Origin of the sequence: Agrobacterium sp. CNPSo 2736 (genome assembly GCF_004005385.1) — a bacterium.
Lineage (GTDB): Bacteria > Pseudomonadota > Alphaproteobacteria > Rhizobiales > Rhizobiaceae > Agrobacterium > Agrobacterium leguminum.
Genome location: NZ_RZTX01000006.1, coordinates 212,977 through 229,640, shown reverse-complemented (window position 1 = coordinate 229,640; position 16,664 = coordinate 212,977). Strand labels below are relative to the sequence as shown.

The 16,664-nt window shown below is 60.0% G+C and carries 13 protein-coding genes; 1 reads left to right on the top strand and 12 read right to left on the bottom strand.

Annotation, left to right across the window (positions count from 1 at the left end):
- Nucleotides 1-35 precede the first annotated feature (35 nt).
- The 12 genes from EM858_RS13010 to EM858_RS12950 all read right to left on the bottom strand — a co-directional run bounded on the left by EM858_RS13010 (nt 36) and on the right by EM858_RS12950 (nt 15,700).
- Entirely contained in the window at nt 36-1,139 is a 1,104-nt protein-coding gene (locus EM858_RS13010; RefSeq protein ID WP_080820230.1) for an LLM class flavin-dependent oxidoreductase, read from the bottom strand.
- A gap of 108 nt (nt 1,140-1,247) precedes the next feature.
- Complete coding sequence (locus EM858_RS13005; RefSeq protein ID WP_080820232.1) at nt 1,248-2,381, bottom strand: LLM class flavin-dependent oxidoreductase; 1,134 nt, start codon at nt 2,379-2,381, stop codon at nt 1,248-1,250.
- Nucleotides 2,378-4,096 (bottom strand): ABC transporter ATP-binding protein, encoded by a 1,719-nt coding sequence (locus EM858_RS13000; protein ID WP_080820233.1) that lies wholly within the window; start codon nt 4,094-4,096, stop codon nt 2,378-2,380. The genes EM858_RS13005 and EM858_RS13000 overlap by 4 nt, the downstream gene beginning before the upstream one ends.
- Nucleotides 4,075-4,920, bottom strand: a complete 846-nt coding sequence (locus EM858_RS12995; RefSeq protein ID WP_080820235.1) for an ABC transporter permease — start codon at nt 4,918-4,920, stop codon at nt 4,075-4,077. Before EM858_RS12995 ends, EM858_RS13000 begins: the two co-directional genes overlap by 22 nt.
- A complete protein-coding gene (locus EM858_RS12990) occupies nt 4,917-5,927 on the bottom strand; it encodes an ABC transporter permease (RefSeq protein ID WP_080820236.1) in 1,011 nt (336 codons plus the stop codon). The genes EM858_RS12995 and EM858_RS12990 overlap by 4 nt, the downstream gene beginning before the upstream one ends.
- Before the next feature lie 38 nt (nt 5,928-5,965).
- Entirely contained in the window at nt 5,966-7,621 is a 1,656-nt protein-coding gene (locus EM858_RS12985) for an ABC transporter substrate-binding protein (RefSeq protein ID WP_080820238.1), read from the bottom strand.
- 341 nt (nt 7,622-7,962) lie between these two features.
- Nucleotides 7,963-10,362 carry a molybdopterin guanine dinucleotide-containing S/N-oxide reductase gene (locus EM858_RS12975; RefSeq protein WP_245482994.1) on the bottom strand — a complete coding sequence of 800 codons (2,400 nt, stop codon included), beginning with the start codon at nt 10,360-10,362 and terminating at the stop codon, nt 7,963-7,965.
- 38 nt (nt 10,363-10,400) lie between these two features.
- Entirely contained in the window at nt 10,401-11,777 is a 1,377-nt protein-coding gene (locus EM858_RS12970; RefSeq protein WP_080820240.1) for an FAD-linked oxidase C-terminal domain-containing protein, read from the bottom strand.
- A gap of 86 nt (nt 11,778-11,863) precedes the next feature.
- Complete coding sequence (locus tag EM858_RS12965) at nt 11,864-12,466, bottom strand: DsbA family protein (protein ID WP_080820242.1); 603 nt, start codon at nt 12,464-12,466, stop codon at nt 11,864-11,866.
- Between the two features lie 12 nt (nt 12,467-12,478).
- A complete protein-coding gene (locus tag EM858_RS12960; RefSeq protein ID WP_080820244.1) occupies nt 12,479-13,048 on the bottom strand; it encodes a TetR/AcrR family transcriptional regulator in 570 nt (189 codons plus the stop codon).
- Nucleotides 13,049-13,096: 48 nt separating this feature from the next.
- Nucleotides 13,097-14,125 carry a 2-dehydropantoate 2-reductase N-terminal domain-containing protein gene (locus EM858_RS12955; RefSeq protein WP_080820246.1) on the bottom strand — a complete coding sequence of 343 codons (1,029 nt, stop codon included), beginning with the start codon at nt 14,123-14,125 and terminating at the stop codon, nt 13,097-13,099.
- A gap of 330 nt (nt 14,126-14,455) precedes the next feature.
- Complete coding sequence (locus EM858_RS12950; RefSeq protein ID WP_080820248.1) at nt 14,456-15,700, bottom strand: MFS transporter; 1,245 nt, start codon at nt 15,698-15,700, stop codon at nt 14,456-14,458.
- A 93-nt stretch (nt 15,701-15,793) separates the two neighbouring features.
- On the opposite strand from EM858_RS12950, the gene EM858_RS12945 reads away from it, so the two are divergent.
- A complete protein-coding gene (locus EM858_RS12945) occupies nt 15,794-16,651 on the top strand; it encodes a LysR family transcriptional regulator (protein ID WP_080820250.1) in 858 nt (285 codons plus the stop codon).
- The last annotated feature ends 13 nt before the right edge of the window (nt 16,652-16,664 follow it).

Here is a 16,664-nt window from a genome sequence, read left to right as displayed (position 1 = left end):
TGGATGGGTCCGACGGCGTGGCCGGACCGCCGTGATCAGGCGGCTGCCTTCTTCTTTGCCTCTTCGCGTTCGCGAATGCCCTCGCGGACGAGGGGCAGGATGTATCGCCCGTAGTCGACGGCATCGTTATAATTGTCATATCCACGGATCGAAATCAGATCGGCACCGAGATCGATATAGTCGAGAATGGAGTCCGCGATGGTGCGCGGCGATCCGACCAGAGCGGTTGTTGCGCCGCTTGCATTGGTCGCGGTGACCGTCGGATACCACAGTGCGCGGTCATGGACATCGCCGCGTTTGGCGATATCGAGCAGGCGCTGGGAGCCGATATTGGCGGGTGGTGTTGCGTTGACCGGCGCGCGGGAAAGACCCTTCTGACGGTTCTCGTTCAGACGGTCGAGAACCCTGTGCGCCTTATCCCAGGCCAGCTCATCCGTTTCAGCCACGATCGGTCGGAAGGTAACCCAGATGCGCGGGCGATCGGTCCGACCCGCTTTTGCTGCTTCGGCGTAGATGCGGTCAATCTGCTGCTTGGTTTCAGCGAGTGGTTCACCCCATAGGCCGAAAATGTCGCACAGCGAGCCGCCGATACGATAGGCGGCATCCGACGAACCGCCGAGCGAAATCGGGATCAGGCCGTTGGTGGGACGCACAGCACTGCGAAACTGCTTGAACTGGTAATATTTGCCGTCGAAATCGAAGGGTTCGGTCGAACTCCAGGCAAGACGAAGTATGCGGATATATTCTTCCTGCCGCTCGTAACGCTCTTCCTTGTTGAGGAAATCTCCCTCGCGCGCCTGCTCGTCATCGCTTCCGCCCGCGATGAAGTGGACGACGACGCGGCCACCGCTCAACTGGTCGAGCGTGGCGAGAGATTTGGCCGCAACCGTCGGATAAACGGTGTTGGGCCGGAGTGCGACGATGATCTTGATGTTCTTCGTATGCGCAAGCACCGTTGCGCCCAATGTGAAGGGATCGAATGAGGAAGAGGAATAGGGGATGAGCGTGTAGTTGAACCCGTAATCGTCCAGCGCACGCGCATAACGTTCCAGGAAAAGCGGATCGACCGGAGCATCCGGGATGGGGTTCAGATCATTGGACGCGTTGGGAAAGCTGACGCTGATGAATTCCGCAGCCATGGGAGCTCCTTGGTGTTTCTGGGTGTCGGGTAGAGGCTAAAGCCGGCATGCCATATGAGGAAGACAGGTCTTTCTATTTCTATGGAAAATATAGAAAATATTGCCTTACTATGCTGGCGGTCTAGAACCCTGCATTGCCGCCTGTTCCGGCCCTTGCTGATCGGAAGCGGGTTTCCACCCCAGAGAGGGGGCAACCGTTGTCGCAAGATCGGTGAGCAATCTTATGTTTTCGGGCAATCCGAAAGCGGGAGGCAGAAACAGGACGAGTTCATCTGCGGCTGCCAGTCCCGGGTCGCTCAACACCGCCTCTATGACCGCATCCGGTGTGCCTTGAAAGACCGGAGAAATCAGCGCGCCAACCGGCTGGCCGGCAGGAGCCAGCGCACCCTTCGGGCGTGAGGCGGCAATTCCCGCCGTGCGGCGCTCAAGATCGTAGGCCGCGTATTTCTCTCTCAGCTCCGGGGTGGTGCCGACCAGAACGGAAGCCGCAACGGCGACCGGCGGCGGCGTCGTTTTCCAGATGCGCAGCCAGTGGGTGCGATAGGCATCGATAATCCGCGCCTGATATTGACCGAAAGTTTCGCCTTCGGCCTGATCGTGAAGGACGGTTCCTGAAATCAGGCCAATCCCGAGTTCGGCGGCCTGTATCGCTGAATCGAGGCTGGCGGAGCCCTGGCGGATACGGCTGCGCAGGGTGGGGCTATGTGGCGTTACCCGTAACTCGGCTCCCGCAGGCGCGCCAATGTCTCGCTCGGTAACAGTGTGCAGAACATCGCCGGCAATGGCGGCGAGGAAGCGCGACTGGCGCCGTTTTGCCTCTGTCCGGGCATCGGTATCGACGGTTCCGAAAACGGCATCGAAGGCGCCGTTGGCTCCGGTCGAAATGGCGAGCTCAAGCCGGCCGTCGATCAATAGGTCGGTCGTTCCCGCCGCCTCGGCCAATAGGATCGGGTCCTGATAACGCATCGGGATGACGGCGGAGCCAAGTGTGATGTGCCGCGTATGCTGACCGACTGCCGCAAAGAAAGGTAACGGGGAAGAAAGATAATGGTCGAAGTGACGCTGATAGGCCCAGCCTGACTGATAACCCAGCCTTTCCGCCTGCTTGAACAATTCTATGCCCTGCCGCAACCCCTGTGCCGGACCGTCATCGTCGTTGAACGACACCCGCGTATTGAAGCCAAGCCGCCGTTTCGGTCGAAACAACGCGGGAAGGTCGCGGGAAGCTGCTGCAATATTCATGCGAGTTGCTCCTTCCGCAGAGTGTGCCGGACCGCGGGAACGCGAACCGTCCCGGCAATGCCCGACGGGATGGAGTTCAGCAGCGACGCGGTATATTCGTGTCTCGGATTGCCGAAAATCTCGTTGACGGCTCCATGCTCAACGATGCGTCCCCTCTGCATCACCGAAACGCTGTGCGCAAGTTGCCGGACCAGGGCGAGGTCATGCGAAACGAAAACATAGGTCAGGCCGAGCTTGGCCTGCAGCGACAGCAGAACCTCGACGATGTCAGCCTGAACGCTGACATCAAGAGCGGATGTGGGTTCGTCCAGCACGATCACATCCGGTTTGAGGACTAGCGAGCGGGCGATTGCCACACGCTGACGCTGCCCGCCGGAGAGAGCCGACGGTTTGCGTTCCAGCAAATGCTCACTCAAGCCGACATTCGCGAGAGCTTCCCGTACCCGCTCGGAGCGCTCTTTCGGCGTCCCGATCTCGAACCGGTCGAGTGGTTCACGAACAAGCTGCCCCACCTTCCATGTCGGGTCGAGTGACGTAAACGGGTTCTGGTAAACCAGCTGAAGATGCCGCCAGACGGACCGGAGCGAAGCCCGGCTTTTGCTCGTGACGGTCTCGTCGGCAACCGTGATCGTGCCGCTTTCCGGCTCTTCGAGCCCCAGCAGCAGGCGGATCGTCGTCGTCTTGCCGGAGCCGGATTCGCCGACGAGGGCATGGGTCGTGCCCGCCGGAACCGTAAATGAAATATTGTCCACCGCCGTCAGGGTTTTGCCATCCACGGTGAAATGTTTGGTGACACCCTCTACCGCGATCTTCGGCGACGTATCACCCTTCAGGAAACCGAACCCCGGATCGCGAAACTTTGCATAGCGGTCAGGGTTGAGGGCTGGCACGTCCCCATGGAGTTTCTTCGCATAGGAAGAGGAAGGGGAGGAAAAAACGGCAGACGTTTTGCCTGCCTCCTGCACGACGCCGTTCTTCAGCACGACGAGCTTATCTGCCCGCTCTGCCGCTATCGCGAGATCATGGGTAATGAGAAGCAGGCTGATGCTCAGCTCATCCCGAAGGCGGGACAGGAGATCGAGGATGCGTTTCTGGATCGTTACGTCCAGCGCCGAGGTCGGCTCGTCCGCCACCAGCAGGGCAGGACGCGGCAATATTGCGAGCGCGATCAGCACGCGCTGCAGCATCCCGCCGGACAGTTGATGTGGATAGGAATCGTAGACCCGTTGCGGATTGTCGAGACCCACCTTGGCGAATGTTTCGAGAATAAGTGTCTTGCGGATCGAAGGGTTGGCCTCTTCCGTCAGCGCCGCGGCCTCCAGCGCCTGCGAGCCGATTGTTCTCACGGGATTGAGAGAGTTGCCGGGATCCTGCGGCACGAAACCGATTTCACGGCCCCGAAACGGCCTGAAGCGCCGTTCCGGCAGTGCGAGAATGTTCTGCCTGTCGAAAACGACCTGACCCGTGGCGTTCGCACCGTTGGGAAGAAGCCGCAGCACGGCTTTCGCGATTGTCGATTTTCCAGAACCGGATTCCCCGATGAGGGCAAGGCTTTCGCCGCGCCCGATTTCGAAGCCGACATTATGGACGACCTCCTGCCTCCGGTAGGCAACGACAAGATTTTCCACCGCGAGGAGGGGCGTCGCGTGTTGTGGAGACGCCGCCACGAACTCGGGAAGGATTGGCGCTGTTTTCAGTGCGATTTGCGAAGCCATCGGCTGATCCTGTTGACAGAGAGGACGGTCACGATCGTAACGAACGCGGGCGCATAAACGAGCCAGGGCCATTTGAGGTAGTCCTTGCCGATTGAAATCAGCAGGCCCCAGTCGGAAGAGGGTGGCGGATCGCCGTAGCCGAGGAAGGCGAGGCTGGCGATGACAAGAATGGACTCGCCGAATTGCAGGACGGCAAGCGGCAGCATCGAGCGAGATGCGTTTGGCAGGACATGTCTCAGCACGATGTATCCGCGTGAGCCACCTGCGAGGAAAGATGCCTCCACGAAGGTCGCCTGGCGGGTCTTGATGACCTCCGAACGCGCCACGCGGGCGAAGAAGGCGATCGCCGATATGCCTGTCGCAATGGCGGCGTTGATCGTCTCGAAGCCGATTGCCGTGACGATGATGACCGCGAGCAGGAACTTCGGGATGGACAGCAGTACGTCGACAAAACGCGCAAAGACGATATCCACCCATCCGCCGAAAAATCCAGCGAGCAGACCGATCACGCCGCCGACCAACACGCCAATGACGACGGCGACGAGCGCGCTCGATACCGAGGACGCGGTGCCATAAACGACGCGCGTGTAGAGATCGCGCCCCAGATGATCCGTGCCGAACCAATGTGCCACACTGGGCGCTAGGAGCTTGTTGGCCGGGACACCGTTGACCGGGCTCAGACTTGTGAAGAGCTGCGGTGCAACCGACCAGGCGACGACGATGGCAATGACAAGCAGGGAGAGGGCGACCGTCGCAGTTATGTTGAGACCTTTCAGTCTCTCCAACGGAATGCTGACGGAAACCGGGCTGGAGATAAGGCTCATGGTTTGGCCCCCGTTTCAAGGCCAAGCGACGTGTCGTCGATGGTCGACAGGCGGCGTTTTCGGCCAACGATAATTTTCACCCGTGGATCGAGCAGCGGATAGAGAAGATCGGCGACGAGGTTGACGATGACGAACACCACGGCTCCCAACGAGACGATCGCCTGCAGGACCGGCAGGTCCTGGGTGCTGACGGAACGCTGTACGAGACTGCCGATACCGGTCCGGCCGAATACGGTTTCCGTGATCAGCGAGTTGCCCAGAAGTTCGCCAACGGTCAAAGCGATAACCGTCACGACAGGCAAGGAGGCGGGCTTGAGGAGATGTGTTGCGAAAAGCCGTCTCGGCCCGATGCCGCGGCTGCGGGCAACCGCTGCGTAATCCTGCTCGGCCTCATGATCGAGATTGGCAATCAGGACTTCCGCGATCTGTGCGGAAAACGGTATGCCGATGGTGATCGCCGCAAACAGCGTGGCCCAGAAGCTGTCCGGTTCGATGACGCGGAACAGCCTGAGCTGAAAACCGAAGAGGTGGATCAGAAACAGGCCGATGACGAAATTAGGTGTCGACAGGAACAGAGATGGGAAAGCGCGCAGCAGTCCTTGGCCGTAACGCTTCGGCACGACCTGTGTGCCATAGGCAACCGCAAAGGCGAGGATCAAGGCGACCGTTAGCCCGGCGGAGGCCAAAACCAGCGTCGATGGCAGCACCTCGGCAATGAGTGTCGAGACCGGTCGGTTGGAGCGCATGGAAATGCCGAGGTCGCCCGTCAGGAATGCCGACAGGGAGTGCCAGAGCTGCACGACGATCGGCCTGTCCAGCCCCTGTGCAGCAATGATCTCGGCGATCTCCTGCTCGGTGAAACCGTTCTGCGGGTTGCGCAGAACGCTGGTGATCGGGTCGCCAGGCAAAACGCTGACGACCACGAAGGTGAAGACATAGGCCAGAAGGATGACGACGATCGCCTGGCCGAGCCGCTTTGCGGCATAGGTTAGGTAGGCATTGCTCATGCCGTCACCTCCTTGACGTTACTCGGTGGGTGCTCGCCTCATTCGGCAATGAACGCTGTGTAATAGCTGGCGTAAGCGACACCGTTATAGACTTCGCCCTTCAGCTTCGGCGATTGCACGTAAATGCGCTGAACGATTTGCGTGCGCGGTATGAAGTAGCCCTGTTCGAGCAGATATTTCTGCAGGCTGTCCAGAAGCGGCTTTCGGTCTTCGACGGAACCTGCACCGGCGATTTTGTCGCGCAGATCGTTGAGCGTCGCATCGCGCTCATCGAGTGCAAACCAGTTCTCGCCATTGTTGGCGTTGGTCAGGATGCTGGCAACCGTGCCGGCATCGATGAAGCTGCGCGTGACTTCATATGCGGGAACTGCGGCGCCGCCGAATTTGACCTTCTCGCCATAGGTCACGACATCATAAGCCCTGATGTTGACCTTCCATCCGAGCCGGCCGAGCTGCTGGGCAATCAGCTCATCGACGGATTTCGAAGTTGCCAGGTAAGGATTGGAATGGATCGTCAATTCCAGCGGCTTGCCGTCTTTCACCCGAACGCCGTCCGCGCCCTTGACCCATCCGGCTTCATCCAGAAGCTTCTGCGACTTGTCCGGGTTATAGGCGAGGAGATCGCTGTGATCCGTAGCGCCGGGGACGTTGCTCTGGATGAACGACGTCGCAAGCTTCCAGTCCTGCGTATAGACGGTGTCGATGATTTCCTGACGGTTGATGCCTACCTGGAGTGCTTGGCGCACCTTTACGTCATCATAGGGCTGTAGCTTGGTGTTGACGGCCCAGCCGTTGACGAAGCCGAGATAACGCGGGGTCGCAACAGTGAAGCCTTCTTCCTTCAGCGATTTCAGTTCCTGGGGCGAGGCGTTGTAGGCGACGTCCGCCTGACCGGACTGAACGGAGGCGACGCGAAGGGATGGCTCCGATACAAGTTTGTAAGTGATGGTATCGAGATAGGCAGGGCCGGTATGGCCGACGGCGGCTGGGCCCCAATTATAATCCTTGCGCTTGACGAGGGTGACATGGTCGCCCTCTTTCCACGACTCCACCACGTAAGGTCCGCTGCCGGCGGTCTTGCTGAGATCTGCCTGCGCGCTTGCGGGCTGGGCGATGCTCTTGGGGGAGATCAGGATGGAACCGTGATAGCCAAGCGTTGGAATGAAACCCAGCGTCGGCTTCTTGAAGAAAACCTTGACCGTCGTCGCATCAACGGCTTCGGCGTGATCGTAGGTCTTGGGGAAGAGGCCGATCGGGTTGATCCCCTCGTTCTTGCGGCCGGCATACCAGATGTCGAGATTGGCGACGACGGCCTTCGCATCAAGCGGTTCGCCATCCGAGAAAGTCACGCCGCTTTTGAGGTGGAGGGTGAATTCCGTTGCGGTGTCGTTCTGCTCCCAGCGTTCGGCGATCCATGGGCTGACCTTGCCTTCGGCATCGACGTAAAGCAGCTTATCCGTGACATGACCCCATATGTGGCCCTGGAAACTGGAGATCGCGCTGTTGTTGGGGATCCAGGTGTCACCCAGTGAATCGATCAGAAATGTGATGTCACCGCCATCGCGCGGCGTATCCGCCGCCAGTGCGCTCAGAGGTGCCGCTGTCGATAAAAACAGCGAGGCGGAGACTGCCAGAGAGGCCGTGAAAAGCAGCCGGCGACGTGACAGGGAGAATGAGAAAGAACGTCTTGTCATGATATGATCCTGAAAAATTCAAAGTTTTTTCGTTGCAATTTCGGCATCTCCTGCGGACGCACATGCGGCGGCCGTTATTGGCAGCAGGCATGTCAAACCGTTGCCGCGTCGGCCTTTCAGCCGAGCGGGAGAATGCTTGAATTCATTGGGCAGTCGGGTCGGGCGTCGCGAGGGTTAGCGAGCGGCTCGTGGGAGTTCGCTTGGCTGAGGAGCGCGCCCGCTTCTACATATTCCAGTCATGACGCGGTCCCTCGTTGCGTGTTTATCTTGCCCATAAACTAGCAGCCGGGCGTGAGGGAGAAAGACTGGTTATTCTTTTTCTATCGATTTAGTGAATTATTTTATCGCCATTTTGCCGACTGTTTGGATTGGCGTTTCAGACGCCCTGAATTGCCGTCGCGCTCCGGCGGTCGATGACGGTCTGGCGACGAAGACGCTTTGTCACGCGGCGCAAATGTCATGGCTTCGAAAACCCTGACGGGCGGCAAGTCGCCGGTGAAAAGCTCAATCTCCACCCTGGCGATCTGGCCGGTCGAACCCTGCGACAGTTTCGAAGTGCCGATGTCGCGGGTCAGGATATTGGGATTGCCATGGATGCAGATGGAATTGTCCACTGCGGGATCCTGTGGCTCGAACCATGCGCCGGTGGCAAGCTGCATCACGCCCGGCATGACGTCTTCACTGATGACGGCGCCAGCGAGACAGCTGCCGCGCGCATTAAAAAGCCTGACGATATCGCCGTCAGATATTCCACGGGCTGAAGCGTCGGCCGGATGGATACGGACGGGCTCCCGATCCCTGATCTTGGTCGAACGGCTGAAATCGCCATAATCCAGCTGGCTGTGCAGACGTTGATATGGCTGATTGCAGACAAGATGCAGGGGATGGAGGCGGGCATCATCGGGCGTCTCCATTCTTGGCGGATACCAGCGCGGATGACCTTTGCAGTCATCATATCCGAAGCTCTCGACAGTCTCGGAAAAGATTTCGATTTTTCCTGACGGTGTCGCCAGCGGCTTCGTCCCGGAGTCGTGAAGGAAAGCGCGCGCCGGGCCACCGTCGTCTGGCTTGACTGGAAGGAGCAGCTCCCCTCGCTTCCAGAAGGTCTCAAAGTCCGGTGCGTCGTGGCCGCCGGCCGCAAGCGCCTGACGGGTCGTCTCGTACAGGAAGGCGAGCCATTCTCTGCTGTTGCGGTTTTCGGTAAAGGCATCGAACCTGCCAAGTTCCCGCGCAATCCCGGCAAATATTTCATAATCGTCGCGTGCTTCGCCGACAGGGTCGATCAGGCGCTTCATGGCGATCATCAGCGGATCGCGATCGGCGGCGCCGATGTCGTCACGTTCAAGCGTGGTCGTGGCGGGTAGCACGATATCGGCGTGTCGCGCCGTCGAGGTCCAGGCCGACTCGTGGACGATGATCGTTTCGGGACGCCTGAAAGCGGCCCGCAGCCGGTTGATATCCTGGTGGTGGTGAAATGGATTGCCGCCCGCCCAATAGACAAGCCTGATATCGGGATAGTGAAGCGTGTGCCCGTTGTAATGGAACTCGGCACCGGGATTGAGCAGCATATCGGCGATGCGCGCGCAGGGGATATAGTCCGGCACGGGGTTTTTGAATTGCTGCAGCGTTGGCAAGGAAACGGCGAGCAGGTTCTTGCCGATATTACCCAACGCGCCGAGGGAATAGGAAAATCCGCCGCCGTCCAATCCGATCTGGCCGAGCAGGGCGGCAAGGACGATGCCCATCCACACCGGCTGTTCGCCATAATCGGCCCGCTGAAGCGAATGGCTGACCGTGATCAGGGTTCTCGAACCGGCCATCCTGCGCGCCAGCTTGCGGATCGTCTCCGGGGCGATGTTGCAGATCGCGGCCGCCCATTCCGGGCTTTTGTGCTGGCCGTCCTCCCTGCCAAGAAGATAGTTCTCGAACCGGTCATATCCAGCCGTATAACGGTCCAGAAACGCCCGGTCGTGCAGCTCTTCGGGGACGAGGACGTGCGCAAGCCCGAGCATCATCGCCACGTCCGTACCCGGAATAATGGGAAGCCACTCGGCACCCGCATCAGCGGGAAAATCGTCCGCCAAGGGGCTGATGAATGTGAAATGCGCACCGCGAGCCCTCGCGCCGGCCAGTTTCTGCCGGACCGTGTGCGTGCTGATCCCTCCGCCGTGGACATCGGCATTCTTGATTGCCATCCCGCCGAATGCGAGCACCAGCTCACTGCTGCGTTCGATCGCATCCCAGGTCACGCTCTTGCGGTCGAAACTGTCATACGGTCCAAGCACATGGGGGATTATAACCATGGCCGCGCCGGAACTATATGTGTTGACGGACCGGACATATCCGCCAAGAACATTCAAGAAGCGGTGAATCTGGCTTTGTGCATGATGAAACCGGCCGGCGCTCGACCAGCCATAGGAGCCGCCGAATACCGCGCTCGGACCATGACGGTCATAGACCCGTCTCAGCTCATCCGCGACCAGCTTCGTCGCTTCGGCCCAGCTGACTTCGACGTAGTCGTCAGCGCCGCGTCGCTGCGCGTGGCCGGTCTCGCGTTCAAGCCAGCCCCGCCGGACGGCAGGCCGTCTGATGCGAACGGGGCTGTCGGCAATCGCCGGAAGATTGCCCAGCAGCGGCGATGGATGCGGATCACCGGGATGGGGCTCGATCTCAAGTCGCCCATTTGCAAGCCGCCCGGAGAATGCCCCCCAGTGGGAACTGTGAGTTTTGAAGGAATTCATCGCATGGCCTCACGATCATCGACTGCAAAGTGGCAATTCTAGTTCGGCAGGATTTTCCCCGGATTCATGATGCCCGCAGGGTCGACCGCATGTTTGATGAGCGCCATCAGATCGACCGCGTCGCCATGTTCCTCGCGCAGATAAGCGATCTTCCCGGTGCCGACACCATGTTCGCCGGTCGAGGTGCCGCCGACAGACAGCGCGTATCGCACCATCTTCTTGTTGATCGCCGCCACTTCGCCGAGTTCTTCCGCATTGCCGGGATCAACCGCGAAGACGACATGATAATTGCCGTCGCCGACATGGCCGAGGATAGCCGCCGGTACGCTGCAATCTTTCAGAAGTTCGCGGGTCTTCAATATGCAATTGCTGAGCTGCGAGACCGGAACACAGACATCCGATGACCAGCCTTTGGCGTTTGGCCTCTGCGATACGACGGCATAAAACGCATTATGCCTCGCTTTCCAGAGACGGTTGCGATCTTCAGGCGCATTGGCCCACTCGAAATCCTTGCCGCCATGTTCCTCCACAATGGCGGATACCATGTCGACCTGCTCCTGAACGCCGGCGGGCGAGCCATGAAACTCGAAAGCCAACGTATCCTCGATCTTCAGGTCCAACCCGGAATAGGCGTTGACAGCCCTGATCAGGCCACGGTCCATCAGCTCCATGCGAGCGACCGGGATGCCAAGCTGCACGACCTGAATGGCAGCCGCCACCGCCTGTTCGACGCTCTCGAAAGAGCAGAGAGCGGCCGAGATGGTTTCCGGAATTCCGTAGAGACGCAGCGTTACCTCGGTGATGATCCCCAGCGTTCCTTCCGAGCCCACGAACAGCCGCGTCAGGTCATATCCGGCGGAAGATTTTCTGGCGCGACCGCCGGTTTTGATGATCTGACCGGTCGGCAGCACCACGGTCAGCCCGAGCACGTTTTCCCGCATCGTTCCGTAGCGGACGGCATTGGTTCCCGAAGCGCGGGTTGCAGCCATGCCGCCAATCGAGGCGTTTGCGCCGGGATCGATGGGAAAGAACAATCCCATGTCGCGCAGATATGTGTTCAACTGCTCCCGCGTGACACCGGCCTCAACCGTGCAATCCAGATCGTCACCGCTGATACGGGCGATCTTCGACATGCGCGAAAGGTCGATCGAGACCCCGCCATTAACGGCCGTCAAATGCCCCTCAAGCGAAGTGCCGGCGCCGAAAGCGATGACGGGCACCCCCTCCGCCGCGCATAGCCGCACGATCTCGGATACCTCCGACGTGGTTTCGGCGAAAGCGACCGCATCGGGAAACACGGCTGCATGATGGGCTTCGCCGCGCCCATGCTGCTCGCGCAGTGTCAGCGACGTTGAAAGACGCTCCCCGAGGAGGTTCCGCAGCGATTGGATGAGAGGAGGTGAGAGGTCAGGCATAAGAAAATTCCATGGGAATCTGCATTGAAGGCGAAGCGCCCCGCCCGGCAAAACGCCGGGACTGTCTCCGCTTTCTGGCGGCGATCTCAGGCGGCGAGCTTTTCACCTCTGAGATGACGCTCCAGGAACGGAAGGCTGTCCTGCCCCCAGTAGAGCTCATCCTGATAGCGATAGGTCGGCACCCCGAACACACCGGCTGTCTTGGCCGCCTCGAAGCTGGCCTTTTGCAATGCCACAACCGTATCGCTTTGGCCGTGCTCATCAAGCGCGGCACTATCAAAGCCTGCGGCTGTCGCAATCGCCCGGCGGACGTCCGCCTTGCCAATGTCTTCCCCGCGAACCCAGAAGGCTTCCTGAAGCGCAGCTGCCAGCTTCAGCCAGTCCTCGCCCGTTTCTATCGCCGCGGCAACCATCAGTCCGGCCGGTGAGGGATCCGAGAGAGCGGCGCGGTTGTCGAAATTCAGCACTTTTCCGCGCAATGCCGCCCAGCGCTTCAGATCCCTGATCCAGTAGGCGCGTCTGGCCTCCGGCCGGTTTCGCGAATAAATGCCGCCGTTTTCCTCGATCAGCGGAATGACATGGGGGCGGATCGTGGCGCCCTGTTCTTTCGCCAGCGCAGCAAACGGTTCAAGACCGATGAAGGCCCAGGGAGAGCCGATGCTGAAAAAATAATCGATCGTCTTTGTCATTGTCTGCTGCTTTCAGTTGGGTTGATCGGTGGAGGCGGCGGTGTCGAAGACGGAGAGCGCACAGTCACGCGCAATCAGCACTGCTTTGGGATCGCGTCCGACGGCAACGGTCGCCAACGCCCCTTCGTAGAGGAGCGAAAGATGGGCGGCGGCAATCTCCACGGTGCTGCCGGCTCTTGCAAGAACAGCGGCAAACACGTCCCTGACCTTCGCCTTATGGGCGCGCGCAACGACCACGACACGCTCGGATTCGCCATGTTCCGCAACCGCAAGAGCGAAGGCGCAGCCGCGAAAATCTGGGCTGTCGGCCTTTTCGTGGAGCTGCTCGAAGATCAACCGGATCTGCTCCTTCGGAGCCATGTCCGCATCCAGCACTTTCTGAAGCGAATAGATCACGCGCTCATGACGCGCTTCCAGATAGGCCGCAACGAGATGATCCTTCGACGGGAAATGCCGATAGAGCGTCGCCTTTGCAACATTCGCCTCTTCGATGATCCGATCTATGCCGACAGCCCGGATGCCCTCTCGATAGAAGAGCGTGCCAGCGGCGGCGAGGATATGGTCTGATATGGCTTCTCGCATTATCGTTTCACACGTCGTTTCAAAAGTCGCACTGCTACAGGCCGCCGCTCATGAAGAAGCGGCGGGATTGGCATGCGCCGTCCGGTCCGGGGCGGCGATGAGAGACGTGATTGCATCGAGTGGCAGCGGCTTTGAAAACCCGCCCTGATGCGCCAGTTTTCCGGCAAGCGTTTGAACGGCTTCGTTATAGGGCGTCGGAACATTGTGAAGCCGGCCCAGCAGAACGATTTCGCCGTTGAGGAAATCCACTTCGCTCGAGGCTCCGCGCCTGAAACTCTGCCATGTCGATTGCTGGCCCGGATGAATTCCGCTGTTCGGCGCCACCCGCCAGTTCGAAATGTCGACGGTTCGCTCGGAGGGCGAGGCTAGGGTGTAGCCTGCCGCTTCCAGCACATGACGGGCCTCATCCACCAGAGCCGCGGTGACCCTGTCGTTCAGATCGGCCGGACCGTCGAAAAGTTCGAGGACGTTGCGAACGTTGTGAAGGAGCTTCGCTGCTTTCCAGCGGCGAATATCGTCGCTTGCCTCGGCTAGATATCCAGCCCTGTTCAGGTCCGCCGCGACCTGCGCGGTCACGTCATCCTGTCCAAGCGGAAAACGCCCGACTGTCACGATGCCCAATTGCGGTTCGCCGCCCACCACTACCTTGCCGGTTTCAGTGAACCGCGCCGGTGTCAGAATGCTTGCACCATAGACCCGGGCAAATGTTCTCAGGGCATTCGGTTCTGTCGCCAGTCCGTTTTGAAAAGTCACGATAGGCAGGTTTGCCGCTGCCGGTGTTGTCGTGTTCGAGACGCTTTGCCAGGACCAGAAGGCGAGCGCGCTTACGGCATCCTGAGCTTTCACCGTGAGCAGGAGGATATCGTCCGGCGTCAATTCCGGAAGATCCGTCAGGTCGAAAACCTTCAGATCGATCTGCCGCGTCTCCGCGGGGCGCTGAAAGGTGAGGCCATGCTGCCTGATATGGCTGATCTGGGCGCCCCGTCCGAAAAGCGCATAGTCAATGCCGGAAAGTGCGAATTGTGCTGCAAGGCTCGCGCCCACCGCGCCGGCGCCAATGATAACGTAACGTGGCATCTGTCGTTTCTCGTCCTGTCTTTTGCGCTCCGGATTTTCCGGAGGATGTGGGTTATTGATTGGTTCGGCGGTCGGTGCGGGCGGGCGATTGAGGACGGTGGCAGGATGCGGTTCAGAAGCAGTCTGTAACGGATCGTAAGGCCTTCGAGCTATAAAGGAAGACCGGTCATTCTATATCTACTAATTTTATAGAAAATCAGTTCCCGAAATCGGCAATTTCGGGAGAGATTGCGCTGCCCTTCGCTTTCCTCGGAAGGCGGCAGCCGCATAGGTTTCCCCAGCGACCGCCGTCACTTTTATGTCTTCGATTGTCGCCGCGCCTATCCCGTTTCATGAAGAGCCGATCTGAGCTTTCTGCCGGCGCGGCGATGAGATTGCGAGGGGTAGCGCCGTTGCGACCACCGGCACGATCAGTGCGGACCATGCTGCCCCGTAGCCAAAATGATCGACCAGAAGGCCGAATATATAGGGGCCGATTGCCATGACACCCAGGCAGATCGTGGAAGCGAAGGCGATCGTCGACGCTATCGAACCTTCCGGTGCGCTTTCGGCGATCTGCAGAAGATAAAGTGGAAACCACCCGATCCCGAATATTCCCAGCACGACAAGCACGACGAGGATGACAGGTGCCGGGGCGTCGATGGACAGAGCCGCGAGGATTGCGGCAGCGCCTGCGGCAATGACGGATACCAGGCCGAAGGATTGCGTGCGAAGGCCGGGTCGGAAACGGTCGCTGAGCCATGGCAGCAAAATCCGGCCAGGAATGCCCGCAAGCTGCGTTGCGGCAAACATGGACGAAGCGGCAAAAAGGCCGAGCCCCAACCCATCCGCCATGAAGCCGATGACGTGTGCGGTGAGGGTGAATTGAAACGCGGACATGGCGATACCAAGCCGCAATACAGGCCAGAAGCTCGGATTCTGCCCTACCTCACGGGCGAGTCTTGCCAGGGGAAGCGGGCGCTCGGTTTTTGCGGCCGCATCGCCTCCCTCGCGATAGAGACCCCAGAAGAGTGCGGCGCCCATGACGGAAACACCGGCGCAGAGCCATGCTGCCGCGTGCCATCCGTAACGAACCGCCATGAACGGGAGGAGGGTGGCGGCGATCATCGTTCCGAAAGGAACCGCAGCCTGCCGAAACCCTGTCGCTATGCCGCGTTTGGCAGGCGGGAACCAGCGCATGATCGCCCGCGTGCCGCCCGGTTGGACCGCAGCATAGGTGCCGCCCAGAAACGCGATGCACAAAAGCAGCGCGGGCAGGCTGTTTGCGAATGCCGCCGCGCCGGCCATCGCGAGCGCCATGCCGAGCATGGCAATGCCGACAATGCGGCGCTCACCGTGAATATCGATGGCGCGGCCGAGCGTGAACATCGTCACGATCTGCACACCGTTCATGACGGTCACGGCAAGGGACGCGGATGCGAGGGAGATGCCGAATGCTTCCCGCCAAAAGGGCACGAGGATGTAAATCCCCTGGGATACGAACGAGCCGGCGGTTTGCGTTGCGACGGCGACGGCAAGGACTGCCCAGATCCGGCGGTCGGCGGCTGGCGTGAGCGAGGAAATCTGTGAAGACACGAAAAGCTCCTATCGAGAGTTTTCGTGTGCAATAGCGCTCGCGAGAACCCGATAGAATTAGGGGCTTGCGCATTTCAGCGATAACAGCTTGTTATGCAAAACATGCGCTCATTGGATCCCGAGGCCGTCGAGGCTTTCCTTCTCGTTGCCGAATTGCAGTCGTTCACGCGGGTTGCAGGCGTGATGAACACGTCACAGGCGGCGATATCGCTGCGCCTGCGCCGGCTTGAGGACATGTTGGGGCATCGTCTCGTCGAACGGACGCCGCGCCGCGTGCGTTTGACGGCCGCCGGCGAACGCTTTCTGGAGCCCGCGCGGGCTTATGTTGCGGCCGGTCGTCGTGCGCTCGATGTCTTTGGGCAGGAGCCGACCCGCCTCGCGATCGGTTTCACGCATCATTTGATCGGGGCCGACCTGCCCCGGATACTCCGGGTGATCAGCGAGCGTGAGACGAGCGTTACGCTTCATCTGCGCACCGCCGGCACCAGGACCCTGCTTGAGCTCTACGATGCCGGCGCGCTCGATGCGATCGTCGTGTTGCGGCATGACGACATCCGCCGCGATGGCGAGTTGCTGTTTCAGGAAAGCTTCGGCTGGTACTGCAGCGCGGATTTCGATCTGTCTTCGAACCTGCCGGTGCCGCTGGTGCTTCAACCGGAGCCCTGCAATTTGCGAGCCATGGCCCTTCGGGCGCTGGAGGCGGCGGACATCGCCTGGCGTGAGGTATTCGTCGGAACCGGGGCAACGGCGGTGGGAGCGGCTGCCGAAGCAGGGATCGGCGTCGCACTGCTGGCGCGAAGTGTAGCGTCTGCCGGTCTGCGGGAGGTGAGGGAAGGCCTGCTCCCAGAACTTTCAAAACTGGACGTGGTGATGATTTCCGCAGTCACCGGCGATCACGCGAACGCCGTGCTGCGACGGATCACCCGGGCATTTCAGTCCCCTCGAGCCTGAATGGCCTATTTTC